Origin of the sequence: Chitinilyticum aquatile DSM 21506 (genome assembly GCF_000430805.1) — a bacterium.
Taxonomy (GTDB): Bacteria; Pseudomonadota; Gammaproteobacteria; order Burkholderiales; family Chitinibacteraceae; genus Chitinilyticum; species Chitinilyticum aquatile.
The window spans coordinates 112519-128755 of record NZ_AUMS01000011.1; the positions used below are offsets into that span (position 1 = coordinate 112519).

At 63.6% G+C, this 16237-nt stretch carries 17 protein-coding genes; 9 read left to right on the forward strand and 8 right to left on the reverse strand.

Annotation, left to right across the window (positions count from 1 at the left end; all coding sequences use genetic code 11):
- Positions 1-47: 47 nt before the first annotated feature.
- On the reverse strand, positions 48-1274 hold the full coding sequence (gene argJ, locus H559_RS0108635; protein ID WP_028452379.1) for a bifunctional glutamate N-acetyltransferase/amino-acid acetyltransferase ArgJ: 1227 nt from the start codon (positions 1272-1274) through the stop codon (positions 48-50).
- Positions 1275-1463: 189 nt separating this feature from the next.
- Here argJ and H559_RS0108640 point away from each other — a divergent pair, with 189 nt between their 5' ends.
- Positions 1464-1940, forward strand: a complete 477-nt coding sequence (locus H559_RS0108640) for a DUF4231 domain-containing protein (RefSeq protein WP_028452380.1) — start codon at positions 1464-1466, stop codon at positions 1938-1940.
- A 159-nt stretch (positions 1941-2099) separates the two neighbouring features.
- On the opposite strand, the gene H559_RS0108645 is transcribed toward H559_RS0108640, so the two are convergent.
- From H559_RS0108645 to H559_RS0108660, 4 genes are read right to left on the reverse strand one after another with little or no spacing between them, the layout of a single operon-like run.
- Positions 2100-3668 carry a cryptochrome/photolyase family protein gene (locus H559_RS0108645; protein WP_028452381.1) on the reverse strand — a complete coding sequence of 523 codons (1569 nt, stop codon included), beginning with the start codon at positions 3666-3668 and terminating at the stop codon, positions 2100-2102.
- Positions 3661-4140, reverse strand: a complete 480-nt coding sequence (locus tag H559_RS0108650) for a GNAT family N-acetyltransferase (protein WP_028452382.1) — start codon at positions 4138-4140, stop codon at positions 3661-3663. Before H559_RS0108650 ends, H559_RS0108645 begins: the two co-directional genes overlap by 8 nt.
- 2 nt (positions 4141-4142) lie before the next feature.
- Complete coding sequence (gene mutY, locus H559_RS0108655) at positions 4143-5177, reverse strand: A/G-specific adenine glycosylase (protein WP_028452383.1); 1035 nt, start codon at positions 5175-5177, stop codon at positions 4143-4145.
- 1 nt (position 5178) lies between these two features.
- Positions 5179-7449, reverse strand: coding sequence for an AsmA family protein (locus H559_RS0108660; protein WP_028452384.1), 2271 nt, complete (start codon positions 7447-7449; stop codon positions 5179-5181).
- A 109-nt stretch (positions 7450-7558) separates the two neighbouring features.
- On the opposite strand from H559_RS0108660, the gene H559_RS0108665 reads away from it, so the two are divergent.
- The 3 genes from H559_RS0108665 (at position 7559) to H559_RS0108680 (ending at position 9768) form a co-directional block, all read left to right on the forward strand.
- Positions 7559-7981, forward strand: coding sequence for an acyl-CoA thioesterase (locus tag H559_RS0108665; protein ID WP_028452385.1), 423 nt, complete (start codon positions 7559-7561; stop codon positions 7979-7981).
- Between the two features lie 8 nt (positions 7982-7989).
- Entirely contained in the window at positions 7990-8475 is a 486-nt protein-coding gene (locus H559_RS19590) for an LEA/WHy family protein (protein ID WP_162143310.1), read from the forward strand.
- A gap of 195 nt (positions 8476-8670) precedes the next feature.
- Entirely contained in the window at positions 8671-9768 is a 1098-nt protein-coding gene (locus tag H559_RS0108680; protein ID WP_028452386.1) for an alkene reductase, read from the forward strand.
- A gap of 15 nt (positions 9769-9783) precedes the next feature.
- Here the strand turns inward: H559_RS0108680 and H559_RS0108685 are convergent, their stop codons facing one another.
- Genes H559_RS0108685 through H559_RS19595 form a run of 3 tightly spaced genes read right to left on the reverse strand, consistent with a single transcriptional unit; the run spans position 9784 to position 12336 of the window.
- Positions 9784-10683: a LysR substrate-binding domain-containing protein gene (locus tag H559_RS0108685; protein WP_028452387.1), complete on the reverse strand. Its 900-nt coding sequence runs from the start codon at positions 10681-10683 to the stop codon at positions 9784-9786.
- A gap of 58 nt (positions 10684-10741) precedes the next feature.
- Positions 10742-11509: a class I SAM-dependent methyltransferase gene (locus tag H559_RS0108690; RefSeq protein WP_245579353.1), complete on the reverse strand. Its 768-nt coding sequence runs from the start codon at positions 11507-11509 to the stop codon at positions 10742-10744.
- Positions 11503-12336 (reverse strand): M90 family metallopeptidase, encoded by an 834-nt coding sequence (locus tag H559_RS19595; protein WP_051279149.1) that lies wholly within the window; start codon positions 12334-12336, stop codon positions 11503-11505. The genes H559_RS0108690 and H559_RS19595 overlap by 7 nt, the downstream gene beginning before the upstream one ends.
- Before the next feature lie 214 nt (positions 12337-12550).
- Between H559_RS19595 and H559_RS0108700 the strand changes: the two genes are divergently transcribed.
- The 5 genes from H559_RS0108700 to H559_RS0108720 all read left to right on the forward strand — a co-directional run bounded on the left by H559_RS0108700 (position 12551) and on the right by H559_RS0108720 (position 16143).
- A complete protein-coding gene (locus tag H559_RS0108700; protein ID WP_028452389.1) occupies positions 12551-13501 on the forward strand; it encodes a Nudix family hydrolase in 951 nt (316 codons plus the stop codon).
- The gene (locus H559_RS21645; RefSeq protein ID WP_051279153.1) at positions 13498-13944 is read left to right on the forward strand and encodes a hypothetical protein; all 447 of its coding nucleotides are present in this window, start codon (positions 13498-13500) and stop codon (positions 13942-13944) included. Before H559_RS0108700 ends, H559_RS21645 begins: the two co-directional genes overlap by 4 nt.
- 100 nt (positions 13945-14044) lie before the next feature.
- On the forward strand, positions 14045-14518 hold the full coding sequence (locus H559_RS19605; RefSeq protein ID WP_051279155.1) for a DUF4124 domain-containing protein: 474 nt from the start codon (positions 14045-14047) through the stop codon (positions 14516-14518).
- Between the two features lie 106 nt (positions 14519-14624).
- Entirely contained in the window at positions 14625-15386 is a 762-nt protein-coding gene (xth, locus tag H559_RS0108715; protein ID WP_028452390.1) for an exodeoxyribonuclease III, read from the forward strand.
- 88 nt (positions 15387-15474) lie between these two features.
- On the forward strand, positions 15475-16143 hold the full coding sequence (locus tag H559_RS0108720; protein ID WP_028452391.1) for a Crp/Fnr family transcriptional regulator: 669 nt from the start codon (positions 15475-15477) through the stop codon (positions 16141-16143).
- Positions 16144-16237: the final 94 nt, after the last annotated feature.

The following is a 16237-nucleotide window of genomic DNA, read 5'->3' on the forward strand; positions in this document are numbered from 1 at the left end:
CCGCTGCATCAGCCCTAGCGTCAGAGGCCTGGCCAGCAAGCATAAGCTTAGCTACGATAGTCGGCGTTGATCTTCACATAGTCGTAGCTGAAATCGCAGGTCCAGACCGTCGCCGCCACGTCGCCGCGGTTCAGCTTCACTGTCACCGCAATTTCCGGCTCGTTCATCACGCGCTGGCCCTGTTCCTCGGTGTAGCTGGCGGCGCGGCCGCCGTGTTCGGCGACGAGTACGTCGCCCAGCCAGACTTCAAGCGTGTTCACATCCAGATCGACCGGCGAGTAGCCGATCGCACACAGAATGCGACCCAGATTCGGGTCAGAGGCAAACATCGCGGTCTTGATCAGCGGCGACCTGGCAATGGCGTAGCCCACAGCCTTGCATTCGTCCCAGTCGCGACCGCCTTCGACGTGAATGGAGATGAACTTGGTCGCACCCTCGCCGTCACGCACGATGTACTGCGCCAGTTGCTGGCTGATTTCCAGTACGGCATCGCGCAGCGCGGCGAAATCGGGGTGGTTTTCCGAGTCGATTTCCGCATTGCCGGCCTGGCCGGTGGCAATCAGGATGTAGCTGTCGTTGGTCGAGGTATCGCCATCCACCGAAATGCAGTTGAAGGAGCGATCCGTCGCCCACTTCAGCAGGTAATCGAGCACCGGTTGTGCCACCGCGGCGTCGGTCGCCAGATAGCCCAGCATCGTCGCCATGTTCGGGTGGATCATGCCGCTGCCCTTGCTGATGCCGGTCAGCGTCACGGTCTTGCCGCCCAGCACGACCTGCTTCGACGCGGCCTTGGGAACAATGTCGGTGGTCATGATGGCATTGGCGGCATCCGCCCAGTTGGTCGGCTTGAGGTCGGCAACCGCAGCGGGCAGCGCGGCGATGATCTTGTCGGCCGGCAGCGGCTCCAGAATCACGCCGGTGGAAAACGGCAGCACCTGGCCCGGCGCGATCTGCAGCTGCTCGGCCAGCGCATAGCACACCGATTTGGCACGCTCGTAGCCATCCAGGCCAGTGCCAGCATTGGCGTTGCCGGTGTTGACCACCAGCGCGCGCATGTCGGAACGGTCGGCCAGATGCGCCTGGCAGATGCGCACCGGCGCGGCACAGAATTTGTTCTGCGTGAACACACCCGCCGCACGGCTGCCTTCAGAAAGACGCATCACCAGCACATCGCGGCGACCCGGCTTCTTGATGCCGGCCGATGCAATGCCAAGTTCGACCCCGGCAACAGGGTGCAGGGTCAGCGAATCAAGCGAAGGAACATTTACGGGCATGACAGGCTCCAGATCGGGCGGCGGAAAAACCTGATTGTAACGCGGGAGTGTGACAAGGGGCAGACCGCTGCCGGGAAATCACGGCACTGACCGGTGCGTGTGCAGAAAGCGGCACTTTCGGATCGGTCGGTTCAATGCACGGCGCGTCCAACGGTATGATGCGCGGATCAGTCAAGCGGAACAGCCGTCATGGAAAACGACCTGCTGCAGCACATCGAAGAGCATCACCCCGACAGCCGCGTGCGCTTTCTGCTGGCGCGCATCAACCAGTTCGAGCGCGGCGCCTCGCTGAAAAGCAAGCGCCTCAAGCGCACGACCTACGCGCTGCGCTTTTCGCTGCTGGCACTCGCCGCGATTTCGACCATCGTGCTCGGGCTGGATGTGGCAGGGCTGGCGCCGTACGCCAAGAACATCGCGCTGGTACTCGGGGCCGTGATGACTTTTCTCGGTGGCGTCAGCAGCTTTCTCAACATCGAGGAATACTGGATGCGCCACAACACCATCCACCTGCGCCTGAAGGCGCTGCGCGACCGGCTGGCCTTCCAGTGCAGCAATCTGCAGGCCATCGAGGACGACGCGCTCAACGCCATCCTCAGCGAATACCACTCGATCACCGAGAGCAACATCAAATACTGGCAGGATGCAATGGCCGAGCAGAAATCCTAGCCGTGATTGCTGCCTGCGACATCGACGGGCAGCATAAATTCGAATAACGCAGGGTATATCACCACAGCCATTTCATTAAAATGGCTAAAAGCCAATACGTTAAGATGTATACCCCACCTGCTTGCAGCAGGCAGCTACCCCGGCCCCCAGCGACCAACATCAGCCGCTCCGGCACTGCCCAACCTCGTTGCGGCGGATCGCGGCGGCGCGCGCGCGGATCGCCGCTTTCTCGGCGTCGTCCAGCCGCGCCAGATTTTTCACCTGCAGCGCCATGCGCGGATTGCCGCCCAGCAGGGCTTCATGCCTCAGCAGGAAATCCCAGTAGAGGGTCGTGAAGGGGCAGGCACGCGCGCCGGTGCGTTCGGCGGGATCATAGGGGCAACGCTCGCAATACGGGCTCATGCGCTGGATGTACTTGCCGCTGGCCACATAGGGCTTGCTGGCCATCAGGCCGCCATCGGCGTACTGGCTCATGCCGAGGGTATTGGGCAGCTCGACCCACTCCACCGCATCGACATACACCGCCAGATACCAGGCATGGACCTGCTGCGGCACCACGCCCAGCAGCAGCGCATAAAGACCGGTGACCATCAGCCGCTGGATGTGGTGGGCGTAACCATGGGCCAGTGTCTGCTGCAGCGCGTCGCGCAGGCAGGCCATGTCTGTTTCGCCAGTCCAGTACCACGCCGGCAGATCGTGGCGGGCATCGAGTGCGTTGCCCTCGGCATAGTCGGGCATCCGGGTCCAGTAGATGCCACGCACATATTCGCGCCAGCCCAGAATCTGGCGCACGAAGCCCTCGACGCTCGCCAGCGGCGCCCGCCCTTCGTGATACGCCCGTTCGGCGGCGGCCAGCACCTCGCGCGGATTCAGCAGCTTCAGGTTGAGCGCCGCGGAAATGTGCGCATGGTAGAGCCAGGGCTCGCCCGGCCACATGGCATCCTGATAATGCCCGAACAGCGGCAGGCGCTCGTCAATGAAGGCCTGCAGAGCCTGCAGCGCCTGCTCGCGCGTGACTGGCCAGGCAAAGCTGTCGAGCCGGCCCGGGTGCGTGGCAAAGCGTTCGTTCACCAGCGCGATCACCTCGCGGGTCAGCGCATCCGGCGCAAACACGGTGCGCGGCGGCAGAAAGCCCGGCCCGGCGGCGGCAAATGCCGCGCGATTTTCGCTGTCAAAATTCCACTGGCCACCCAGCGGCTCGGCAGCGGCGCCCTCGCCGCGCATCAAGATGCCGTGGCGCTTGCGCTGCTCGCGGTAGAAATATTCCATGCGCAGCGATTTGCGCCCTGCCGCATGGGCGGCAAAGTCGCGCACCGACACCAGAAAATGGCGATCTTCGCGCACCTCCAGCGGTAAATCATTTGCTGCGGCCACCGCCCTGATGGCCTTCAGCACGCGCCAGTCCCCCGGCGCCGTCATGATGAGTGCCGCCGGCTTGAGCCGCTGCAGGTCTGCCTGCAACTGGGCCGCCAGGGTGCCGGCATTATCAGCGGCATCAAGCCGCGTGTAGTGCACGGGGCGGCCGGCTTCCACCAGCGCTTGTGCAAAATGCCGCATGGCGGCAAGGAACAGCGCCGTGCGCGGCTTGGCCGACCACACATGGCACGACTCTTCTGCCACCTCGGCCATCCAGACCACATCCTGTGCGGGGTCGAAACCGTCAAAGGCCGCTGCATCAAGGTCGAGCTGATCGCCCAGAACAATCACCAGCGAGCGCAATTCAGCCACGGGAAAGCTCGCCACACATCCGCCGCATGCGGGCGTTGTCGAACCACTGTCCGCGGCACGGCACGCGCTGCCGACGTTCGATCACAAAACCGTGGCGCAGAAAAAAGGGCTGCGCCGTGAGGCTGATCTCGCCATATACACTGGCCAGTTCCATTTCATAAGCCTTTTCCAGCAAAGCCTGCAGCAACATACCCCCATAACCGCGCCCCTGCTGCCGGCCATGCACGTAGAAGCAGTCAATCAGGCCGTCGCCCTGCACATCAGCGAAGGCCACCACCTCGCCAGCCACCTCGACCACCAGCGGCTGCAGCGCCAGAATGCGCGAATGCCAGTCCGGTGCGTTCAATTCCGCCGGCGCCCATGCCGCGCATTGCGCGGGCGTGTAGTCGCGGCAGCAGACCTCGTGCACGGCGGAATGAAAGACAGCAAACAGCGCCGGAGCATCAGCAGAAGTCGCCTGCCGGATGAACATGGTCAATGGCCTTCCAGCAGACTGCGCAGCGGCTTGGGGATACCGGCGGTGAGCGCGTCGTTCACCGCAAACCACTGCAGCCCGGCATCGCGTGCCTGCGGGATTTCGCGCAGCAAGGTGGCGTATTGCGGGGTGATGGTAAGGCGGTAATGGCTGAAGACGTGGATGAATTCCTCACCGGTTTCATCGAGCACGATCTCGCAACCGAGCTGCTCGCGGGCAACGGCTTCAGCATCAAGCGTACTCGGTACCTCCGGCAGACACCACAGCCCGCCCCAGATCCCGGTGGGCGGGCGCTGCTGCAACAGGATGCGGCCAGCGCCATCGCGAATCAGCAGCATGACGGTGGACTTGGCCGGGATGGTTTTCTTCGGTTTCGGCGTCGGCAGCTCAAGTTGCCGGCCATCGCGCTTTGCCACGCAATCGTCCTGCAGCGGGCAGGCGAGGCAGGCCGGTTTTTTCGGCGTGCAGACGGTGGCGCCCAGATCCATCTGCGCCTGCGTGTAGGCTGGCATGTCGGGGCCATCGGGCAGCAGCGATTCGGCCAGCGCCCACAGCTGCTTCTCGATAGCCTTCTGCGCCACCAGCCCGTCGATGCCGGCCCAGCGTGCCAGCACGCGCTTGACGTTGCCATCGAGAATCGCTGCGCGGGTGTTGAAGCTGAAGGCGGCAATCGCGGCGGCAGTCGAGGCACCAATGCCGGGCAGCTCGCTGATTGCGGCGGGGCTGCGCGGGAATGCCCCGCCATGGCGTTCAATCACCGCCTGCGCGGCCTTGTGCAGGTTGCGTGCGCGGGTGTAGTAGCCCAGCCCGCTCCACAGTGCCAGCACGTCGTCCACCGGGGCAGCGGCCAGGCAGGCGATATCGGGGAAGCGTTCCAGAAAGCGCTGGTAATACGGAATGACGGTGATCACCTGCGTCTGCTGCAGCATGATTTCCGACAGCCACACGCGGTAGGGGTCACTCACCTGCCAGGGCAGGTCGTGGCGGCCGTGGCTGGCATGCCAGGCCAGCAGGCGTTCGCTGAACGGCGCCATCTTATTTCGCCGGACGGGCTGCGGGTCGGGCCGGACTGCTGGCGGGCTTCGCCTGGGCTGGCTTCTGCGGGGCGCTGGCCTGGCGTTTTTCCACCTGTTCGCGCAGGCTGGCGTAATCGACTTCGTAGCGCGGAGCGCTGATCGGCCCCAGAACATGAATCGGCACGGTGAGCCCCTGCAGGCCGGCCAGTTCGGGCACGCGCGCATTGGGGCTGGCGTCGATGGTGTAATCCATTTCGCCGGCGGCAAAATCGACCACGCCGCTGCCCTTGAGCGCAAACACGCCGGCATCAACCCGCATGTCCGTATTGGTCGCCACGCCGTGCTTGAGCATGAAGTCGGCCTTCAGCTCGGTAAAGTTCGTCGAGGCATTCAGATCGGCCAGCTTCACTTCCTGCCCGTTGAGCACCTTGATCTGCTGGTTGATCACCCGCAATGCAGCCAGGAAATCGACGCCGCGCACCGCGCCTTTCGAGAGGGCAATACGGACATTGCCACCTGCCGTGCGGCGGAAATCGCTCATGCGGTCACCCACCGCAGCCACATCCAGCTCGAAGGAGCCGAAACCTTCAAAGCGACGCGTATCGAGCAAATCGGCAAGCAGGGCATTGACATCCATGCGAGTGAGGCGCTGCTGCACGCGGATCGACGCTTCCGGCTTGTTCGTATCGAGCTCCAGCCGCCCCGAGAGGCGCCCGCCGTAGAGGTCGGCCGACAGCGGATCGAGCACCAGCTTGCGGTTCTGCGCCGAGAGGCGGAAAGACAGTTCGTTGATGTGCATTTTCTGCAGCACCAGCTCGCCGATGCGGACCGAACCGGTCGCATTCATGCGGTCAAGCCACCAGAAATCAAAGGGGCGATCCTGATCGACTTCCTTGGCACCTTCAGTGACGGCCGGCAGATAGGGCGTCAGGTCAAGCCGGGCCAGATTCATGTCGACCACATAGGCCGGGTTGACGAAGTTTTCGATGCTGACCTTGGCCGAAAACGGCGAACTATCAAGCGAGCCGGTGTTTTCCACACCCAGCGTTTCATTGCGCAGATCAAGAAAGCCCGTGCCCTGCAGGTTCAGCGCGATGGCACCGCGCGGCAGGCTGCGGTTGGTGTAATTGCCCTGCAGGCGATATTCCGGCAAGCGGATCTGCGAATTCTGGTGCACTTCCAGCGGACTGCTGAAATTGAGCGCCAGATGCTGCTGCGGACTGGACAGCTCGACCTGGATGCTCGCGGCATCGGTGCGCAGGATGCCCTGCTGCGTGCCGGCAAGCGTCGGTACCTCAAGCCCGGCGGCCAGCTTGCCCGAGGGGCTGTTCATGTTGACGGCCAGCTTGATGCGGTGCAGCGCCAGCATGCCATCGGAGAAACGGATTTCCGGCACATCCATGGTGCTGTACCAGTTCTGGTCGGCACGCATGCCCGATGATGTGACCTTCAGGTCGCCACCGATGAAGCGCATCGGGTTCCAGCTGAAGTCCAGATTGCCCAGCACCGCCACCTTGGCATTCTTCAGTTGCAGGGACGGGGCGCTTTCGCCTTCCTGCGTGACATCCACCTGCAGATTCGCAATGCGCAGGCGACGCTCCTTTTCCGAATAGCGCATAGCTGCCGTTGCGCTCAGCTGGCCATGCCAGCTGCGGTTCTTCTCATCGGCACCGATCTCGACCTCGCCATGGATGCCGAGCTGCCCGTTCTTGGGGTCGGACAGGTTTTCCAGGCTGACATCGAGCGAATTGGAATAGAGGGTGTGCGCGAAGAATTCATCGGACAGGCGCACGCGCATGTCCTCGAAATGCACGGCATCAAGCGCCACGCGGATTCCCGAGCCCTGCACACGCAAGAGGTCGTCGAAATTGAAACTGCCGTCACTGGCGCGCACGATGCGCAGCTCCGGGCGATTGATGTCCAGCTCGCGCAGCTTGGGCCGGCCGCGCAGCAGGGACCAGAAATCCAGGCGGGCAGTGAGCGAATCAGCCAGTGCAAACGATTCACCGGGTTTGTGCGGCTCGCTCAGAGACACCTGCTCCAGCAGGATGGCGGGACGCGGCAGCAGCACGGCACGCGCGCGGCCATCGATGCGCAGGGTGCGGCCGGTATCGGCACTGATGCTGTCGGCCAGAAACGTCTTCAGGATATCGAAGGACAGGAAGTAGGGAACGATGCCGACCAGCAGCACCACCGCGAGGAAACCCAGCAGATAATTGCGAAAACGCCGCCCGTGCTTCCACTCGAGGTGCACGTGGTGCTGCCAGTGCCGCGGGTTATGCCAGTCCATTGGGGCGTGTCTGTTCGATTTGCATTCGCGGGATTATGTCCAACACTGGCGGGAATTTCAAAGCTAAGATGTCGGCTTTCCATGCTGGCGACCCTGCGGGGTGCACCGAATGAGCCATTTCACTACCCTCAAGGTCCGGGGATTCCATCTCGATCTGTACGGCCACGTCAATAATGCGCGTTATCTGGAATTCCTAGAAGAGGCGCGCTGGAATTTCCTGGAAGACGCCGGCAGCCTGGCCTGGTTCATGCAACATGATTACGCGCTGGTGGTCAGCCGGGTCGCGATCGACTACCTGCGGCCGGCCACCATGGGCGACGAGCTGGTGATCGAAACACGGCTGGCCGGTCTTGAAGCCCGGGTTGGCCGCATCGCCCAGACCATCCGCCGCCGGGACAACGGCAAGACCATCGCCAGCGCCGAAATCACCTTTGCGGTGCTGCACCCGGCACGGCGCGGCGCACTGCCGATCGAGGGCGAGATCGCCGCCCACCTTACCGCCTGCGAACAGGAAGGACACGCTGCCCCATGAGAACCGCCATGCACTCCCCCATGAAGAACCTCCTGCGCTGGCTGCTGCCGGCGCTGCTTGCCACCCTGGCCCTGCTGACCGCGTGCTCGACCCATACCGGCCCCTTCCAGAAACCGCAGGTAAATCTGGCCGGCGTGCGACTGGAAGAACTCGGCCTGCTGGAGCAGCGCTTCGAGCTGCAACTGCGGGTCAGCAACCCCAACAGCTTCTCCATCCCGCTGGAAGGCCTGCAGACCAAGGTCGAGCTCAACGGCAAGCCCTTTGCCGAAGGGCTGAGCAATGAAAAGGTCACGCTGAAGGCGCTGTCGGACACGGTCGTCAAGGTCAGGGTGACGACCAATCTGGCCAGCACGCTGAAAACGCTGAACAGGCTGCTGGCCGGCAACGAGCCGCTGCGCTATCGTGCCAGCGGCACGCTTTACCTGCCGCTGGTGCCGGGTGGCGTGCCATTTGACCGTACTGGCGAAGTACCGCTGCTGGACGCCCGCAACTAAACCCGACACCCCATAGGCCTGCAGCCATTTATCTGCAATGGCTGCAGCGCAATACCATCAAGCCAGCTCACACCAGATGCCCGACCGGCTGGCCCGATTAATGCATGAAGAGCATCAGTCCAATGCCGATACCGGCATTTTTCCCAACAATCCGGCGCATTACACTGCAGGCATGACATCCAGCCGGAGCAGCACATGAGCCATCCAGACCTTTTTTCCTCCTTCAAGCTCGGCCCTGCCACGCTTGCCAACCGCATCGTGATGCCGCCGATGACCCGCTCGCGCGCCAGCCAGCCTGGTGACATCGCCAATGCACTTATGGCCGAGTACTACGCCCAGCGCGCCAGCGCCGGCCTCATCATCAGCGAAGGCACGCAGATTTCTCCGCTCGGCAAGGGCTATGCGTGGACGCCGGGTATCTACAGCCCGGCCCAGATTGCCGGCTGGCGGCTGAGCACCGACGCCGTGCATGCAGCCGGCGGCGTCATTTTCGCGCAGCTCTGGCACGTCGGCCGCGTCAGCCATCCGGACAATCTGGGCGGCATGCAACCGGTTTCCGCCAGCGCCATCCGCGCCAATGGCGTGCGCGTGTTTGTCGAGCGTGACGGCGAAGCGGGTTTTGTCGAAACGGCCGAACCACGCGCCCTGGACAAGGCGGAAATCCGCGCGATCATTGCCGAGTACGCGCAGGCCGCGCGCAATGCCATGGCCGCCGGTTTTGACGGCATCGAACTGCACGGCGCCAACGGCTATCTGATCAATCAGTTTCTCGATTCGGAATCGAACGCGCGTGATGACGAGTATGGCGGCTGCCTGGAAAACCGCCTGCGTTTCCTGCATGAAGTCACCAGCGCCGTTGCCGATGCCATCGGCGCCGAACGTGTCGGCGTGCGCCTGGCGCCGCTGACCACGCTGAACGGCACGGTCGACGCCAATCCCGAGGAAACCTATACGGCCGCCGCCGCCATGCTGGGCGAGCTGGGCATTGCCTATCTCCACATTGCCGAAGCCGACTGGGACGACGCCCCGCCCATGCCCGCCTCCTTCCGGCAGGCGCTGCGCCGCGCATTCCCCAACGCAATCATCTACGCCGGCAAATACACGGCCGAACGTGCCGCACAGGCGCTAGAGGAAGGCTGGGCTGACCTGATCGGCTTTGGCCGTCCCTTTGTCGCCAATCCCGACCTGCCGGCACGACTGCGTGCCGGCCTGCCTCTGGCGGAACACAATCCGGCCACCCTGTTCGGCGGCGGCGCCAGCGGCCTCACCGATTACCCGCAGGCAACCGCCTGATGCCGTGCCGGTGGCTCAGAGTTCAGTGCCACCGGCAAACTGCTCGCGCAAGAAATCAAGCCAGACACGCAGACGCGGATTGCGGGCAGAATCGGAATAGAACACAGCATTGACGGGCCGGCGCAAGCCGCTGTTGCAGTCAGCCAGCACTTCCTGCAGGCGGCCCGCCTGCTGGTCATCGCGCGTCATGAAATCCGAGAGGCAGACCAGCCCCTCCCCGGCCAGCGCCAGCTGGCGCAGGGTTTCGCCACTGCTCGCCCGCAAGGCAGGCTGCACCGCGTAACGCACATCACCCTGCCAGAACAGCGGCCATTCATTCAGGACATCGGCACCGAGAAAGCCGAGGATGGCATGCCCGGCCAGTGCCTCCGGCGTCGCCGGCACGCCGCAGCGGGCCAGATAGGCCGGCGCGGCGAGAATCCGCACGCGCGAGTGGCCAAGCAGCTGGGCGTGCAGGCTGGAGTCGGGCAACTGGCCTATGCGGATTGCGACATCGACCTGCCGTTCGAGCAGGTTGATGAAGCCTTCCGAGCTTTCCAGATGCAGCTCGATGCCGGGATAGCGGCGGCGGAATTCGCCGATCAGCGGCACCAGACGGTGCAGGATGAAGGGGGTAGCCGCATCCACGCGCAGTACGCCCTGCGGGTTGCGGTGCTGCGCACGCAGGCTGTCTTCGGCAGCGGCAAGATCGGCCAGAATCCGGGACGCCTGCTCATAGAAGAGCTGCCCTTCCGTCGTGAGCGCCAGCCGGCGGGTGGTACGGTGCAGCAGAATGGTATCAAGCCGGCTTTCCAGGCGCTTGATGCCGCGGCTGACCACCGAGCTGTCCAGGCCCAGCCGGTCTGCAGCCAGCCGGAAGCTGCCGGCCTCGACCACCGCCACCAGTAGTTGCAGATCATCGGTGCTGCTCAGCATGCGCACTCCATGACAATGGGTATACAGCCACAGCCATTACAAAACAATGGCTTCAGGGTTATACCCGAGCGACTGGCAAATAACCGTCGAAGCGGGTACTTTCGCCCGGAAACTGGAAATTGGGTTTTTCGCCCGCAAGAAACGGCGCAAGTTTCGGGCGCTTGACCACCACCCGCTTGCCGGCAACGGCTCTGGCCGGGGCCAGCAGGGCGTCCGCATCGGCATCACCACCGATCAGTGTCTGGAAAGCCGCCATTTCCTTCTTGGCCTTCGCGCGCTTGTCCGGCTCGGGGAACATCGGGTCGACAAAGACCACATCCCACTTCTGGCCGGCGACTTGCGCCTGCAGCAGAAAACCGAGCGCGTCGGCATGCTGAAGTGTCATGCGTGCGGCAATCGTCTGCACCGCGGGATCATCACTGGCAGCAGCACGCGCCAGGCCGTCGGCCAGCAAGGCGGCTGCGACCGGGTTGCGCTCGACCAGCGTCACCGTGCAGCCCAGGCTGGCGAGCACAAAGGCATCCCGCCCCTGCCCGGCAGTCACATCGAGCACGGCAGGGCGCTGCTCGCCCTTTACACCGACGGCGCGCGCCACCGGCTGGCCGGCACCGCCCCCGAATTTGCGCCGGTGTGCGGCTGCGCCGCCGGCAAAATCGACGCAGACCACGCCTTTTTCACCGCGCTGCCGCAAGGTCAGCCGCCCGCCGTCCCAGGCCAGCGCACAGGGTGCATCGTCCGGCCAGACCGGCCACAGCGGCAGGGCAAAACGCGCGGCCAGCGCCAGCGCCTCATCACTGGCTCCCTCCTGCAATAAACCGGCTACCACCACAGCATGTTCTCCGCTTTCTCCATATCGTCAGGCAGCGCACGATAGCGGATATCGGGCAGGCGTGCAGCGGGATCCTGCCGGTAGAACAGCTGCAGTTGCTCGTACACCGCCGGATATTCGCGCTTGAGCGTATGCGGCCACTCAAAGAAATACTCGCTGAAAACGGCAAAGCACTCGGCGGGCGACTCGGCGGCATACGGGTCGATGCTGGTGTAATGCCCCAGATCGGCGCGCTGCTGCAGGTGCGTGTACGCCTGGCTGAAAACCTGCTGCCAGCGGCTGGCATCCATGCCGGCATGCAGCGGCGGATTGCCATTCGGATAGCCGCTGCGCATGTCGAGCTTGTGCGCGAGTTCGTGGATCACCACATTCCACGCGTCCAGTTCGCCGGACTGCTGCGCATCCTGCCAGGACAGCACCAGCGCCCCACCCTGATGCGCCATGCCGGAGTAGGTTTCCTCGTACTCGTGTACGACGCCGACCGGATCGGCCACACGCAAGCGCCCGCGAAACTGGCCGGGATAGAGCACCACCTCTTTCCAGTCGTCATAGGCATCGTGCCCCAGATTGAGAATCGGCAGCGCGGCCTGCGCGGCCAGCCGCGCCAGCCCCGGAGCGTCAGGCTGCAGGCCGTCGAGCGGGGTAATCACCTTGGTCGCCAGAAAATGATCGGCAATCCGCCGCAAGCGCAGCAGTTCATCATGATTCAACCCGCGAAACAGCGGCGTCGAACTCGCGTGATGCCACAGGGCATCGTCAAGCTGCAGGGCTGGTCTTGCCGTGCCGGCAGCCAGACCCAGTGTGCGTTTCAGAAAAGACAGCATGGCGATCCCGTGAATGTGGGTGGTATGGCCCTGGCCCGTCGTTCCGGCCTGGCCGGAAAAATAACCTGAAAAAGCCGCTGATTTTCTGCCGCCGGGTTGATGGCGGCGCGAAACGGCGATCCAGGCCTATGTTACGGGCAGATAGGGCCGGATCGGCGAACTGCAAGCACGCATGCGCTACAATCGCGCTTTTGTTGCGTGCATGCAGACCACCATGAGCCAGCTCCTTCATCCCCGCATTACCCGCGTCGCCGCCGGCATCCTGCTGCGCGACGGGCAGTTCCTGCTGGCAAGCCGCCCGGCCGGCAAGGCCTACGCCGGGTACTGGGAATTCCCCGGCGGCAAGCTGGAAGATGGCGAAACGCCGCATGACGCGCTCTGTCGCGAGCTGCACGAGGAAATGGGCATTACCGTGACTGCGGCCACGCCGTGGCTGGTACAGCGTTTCGTCTATCCGCACGCACATGTCGAGCTGCATTTCTTCCGCGTCACCGGCTGGGAGGGCACGCCGCACCCGAAGGAAGGCCAGCAATTTGCCTGGCAGGCCACGGGAGCCCTCACCGTCTCCCCCATCCTGCCTGCCAATGGCCCGCTGCTGCGCGGGCTGGCCATGCCGGAACATCTGGTTCTCTCCAACGCGGCAGAACTGGAGGCGGCCTTTCTGCCGGCGCTGGAACGCCGTCTGGCTGCCGGCCTGCGCTGGCTGATCCTGCGCGAGCCGCAACTGGCTGCCAGCGATTACCGGGCACTTGCGACCGATGTGCTGGCGCTAACCCGCCCTGCCGGCTGCAAGGTGCTGCTGCATCGGGATATCGCACTGGCACAAGAACTGGGTGCTGACGGCGTTCACCTGAGCGCCGCGCAAATGCATGCCCTGACTGCACGCCCGGCCGGGCTTGACTGGGTGGGCGCATCGACCCACAACACCATTGAGCTCGCTGCCGCGCAGGCACTGGGGCTCGATTACGCGCTGCTGGGACATGTTGCTGCTACGGCCAGCCATCCGGGCGAGCCGCCGCTGGGCTGGGAAGGTTTCGATGCCTGCATGGCGCCGGGCTGGTCGCTGCCGGTCTATGCACTGGGCGGTATGCGGCCGGAACTGCTGTCTACTGCCAAAGCACACGGCGCACAGGGCATCGCCACCCTGCGCGATGGCTGGCAATGAAAAAAGTCCCCCTCGCCCGCCGTGCCCTCTGGCTGCTGCCAGTGCTGCTGTTGCCAGCACTCTGGTTCAATGCCGGAAAAATCCGGCAAATGCTCGCCGGGGAAACAGCCACGCCGCTGACCCTCCCGTGTGCAGATCTGCGGGCCGGCTGCCACTTTCGCATCAATGACGCGGATTACCGCGCCAGCATTGACGGCGAATTGCGGCCGGGCAGCCTCTTTCTGCTGCAACTGGAGGGCAAGGCCAACCAGGTTGTCGCCTCCTGGCAGATGACCGGCATGGAGATGGGCCCCAACCGCTACCAGCTGCAGCAAACCGTGCCCGGGCACTGGCAAACCCGCTCGGCCCTCCCGGTGTGCGAGCAGCAGAGGCAGGACTGGGAATTGTTGCTGACCGTAGATGGGATAACCGTCCGGCTGCAAACCAGAGCCGCCTCACGCTAAATCTTTCATTGCAAACAAGTTTCGTGCAATCGCAAGCCTCTTGCAGAATCGGGGGGGCGCTGTAAATTAAGAGAATACTGATTCTCAGGCAGCCCCGGCCATGTCCCGCTTTTCTTACCTGCTTGCCACAGTCCTTGCCGGCGCGGCAATGCTTCCCGCCGCCGCCACGGTTTATCAGTGGCGCGATGCCGAAGGCCGCGTGCATTACACCGATCAGCCCCCCCAGGGCGAAACCGTGCGCCAGCGCAAAATCCGCAGCAATGTGGTGGAAACCGCCAGCCAGCCAGCCAGCGCCAGTGCAGGCAGCGCGAGCGACAAGGCACGGGTGACACTCTGGATTGCGCCGGGCTGCGGCCAGCCTTGCGAAGAGGCGCTGGCACTGCTCGACCGCCGCAAGGTGCCATACGATGTGAAGAATTTTGCCGCCTCCGAAAAGCTGACCATCGAGTTTTTCAATGTCACCGGCAGCATGCAGACCCGCCCGCCCGTCCTGCAGATCGGCAGCACGGTGGTTCAGCCCTGGGACAGCACCACCTGGGCGGCCGCGCTGGGTACGGCAGGCTACCGTCAGTAACCCCCCGTACAGCCATCCATGCCGCGGCGTGCACCACCGCGGGCCAGACCAGCCCGGTCGTTTTCCGGTATGCTGCGCACGCACCAACCACTGAATAACAACACCAATGCAACTTGCCACCTGGAACGTCAATTCGCTGAAAGTACGCCTGCCGCAGGTACTGGACTGGCTCGCCAGCAACCCCGGTATCAGCGCACTGTGCCTGCAGGAAACCAAGATGGACGACCCCGTCTTTCCGAAAGACGAGATCGAGGCCGCAGGCTATCAGGTCGTGTTTGCCGGGCAGAAAACCTACAACGGTGTCGCCATCATTGCCCGCGGCGAACTCGAGGAAGTGACGGTCAACATCCCCGGCTTTGCGGATGAACAGAAGCGCGTGATCAGTGCAACGCTTGATGGCGTACGCCTTGTCTGCGCCTATATCCCGAACGGCCAGGCACTGGATTCGGACAAATACCAGTACAAGCTTTCCTGGCTGGATGCGCTCACCCGCTGGCTCGCCGGCGAGCAGCAGCGCTTTCCGCAGCTGGCGCTGCTGGGCGACTACAACATCGCCCCGGAAGACCGCGATGTACACGCGAAGTGGACCGATCCGCTGCTGGTGTCTCCTCCCGAGCGTGCGGCTTTCCAGCGCCTGCTAGACCAGGGCTTTGCCGATGTGTTTCGCCAGTTCGAGCAGGCGGAAAAATCCTTCAGCTGGTGGGATTACCGCGGCTTTTCCTTCAAGAAGAATGCCGGCTTGCGCATCGACCACATTCTGGCCACCAGCGCACTCGCCAGCCGCTGCACGGGCTGCCGGATCGATGTCGAGCCGCGCCGGCACGAGCGCCCGTCAGACCATACGCCGGTGATTGCCAGCTTCAGCTGACAGCATATTGCCCGTACGATTCAGCCCGCATATACCGCCCGGTGATTTTGCGGCAGAATGCTGTCATTCTGTGAATCAGGTCACACCCATGGACAAAGCACGTCTCTTATCCGGCAGTACCCTGTTCTGCGAACTGAACGACGAGGAGCTGCGCTCGCTGGCGGAACACGCCGAACTGTGCCAGGTCAACGCCCGCCAGATCATCCTGAAGCAGGGGGCAGTCGGCCACGAGATGTATGCACTGCTGCGCGGCCGGCTGCGTGTATTCCGCTGCAACGAGGACGGCCGCGAAATCACGCTGAGCCTGCTGGAGGCCGGCGACGTTTTCGGCGAAGTCGCCATGCTGGACGGCGGCCCGCGCTCGGCCAGCATCGAAACGCTGGAAAACTGCGAGCTGCTCGTGCTGCGCCGCGACGCGGTGATGCAGTATCTGGAACATCATCCGAAGGTGATGCGCCAGCTGATCGCCGCCCTGTGCCAGCGCCTGCGCAATGCCGACGAGATGGTGCAGGACACGCTGTTCCTGCCCCTGCCGCAGCGCCTTGGCAAATGCCTGCGCACGCTCGCCGAGCAGAGCGGCAGCGAAGTGAACGGCTGGATCGAAATCGACCTGAAATTCACCCAGCAGGAAATCGCCAATCTGGTCGGCGCCAGTCGCGAAAGCGTCAACAAGCAGCTCAATGCCTGGATCGAACAGGGCAAGGTGCAGATGATCAGTGGCCGCATCCAGATCAAGGGCGATGCACTGCTGATATAACACCAGGTGTATGGCCTCACAGCCCTTTGTTTTAAATGGCCACAATAAGATACCCGGTTAAAAAATGCCCCGCACAGAATGTCGGGGCATTTTT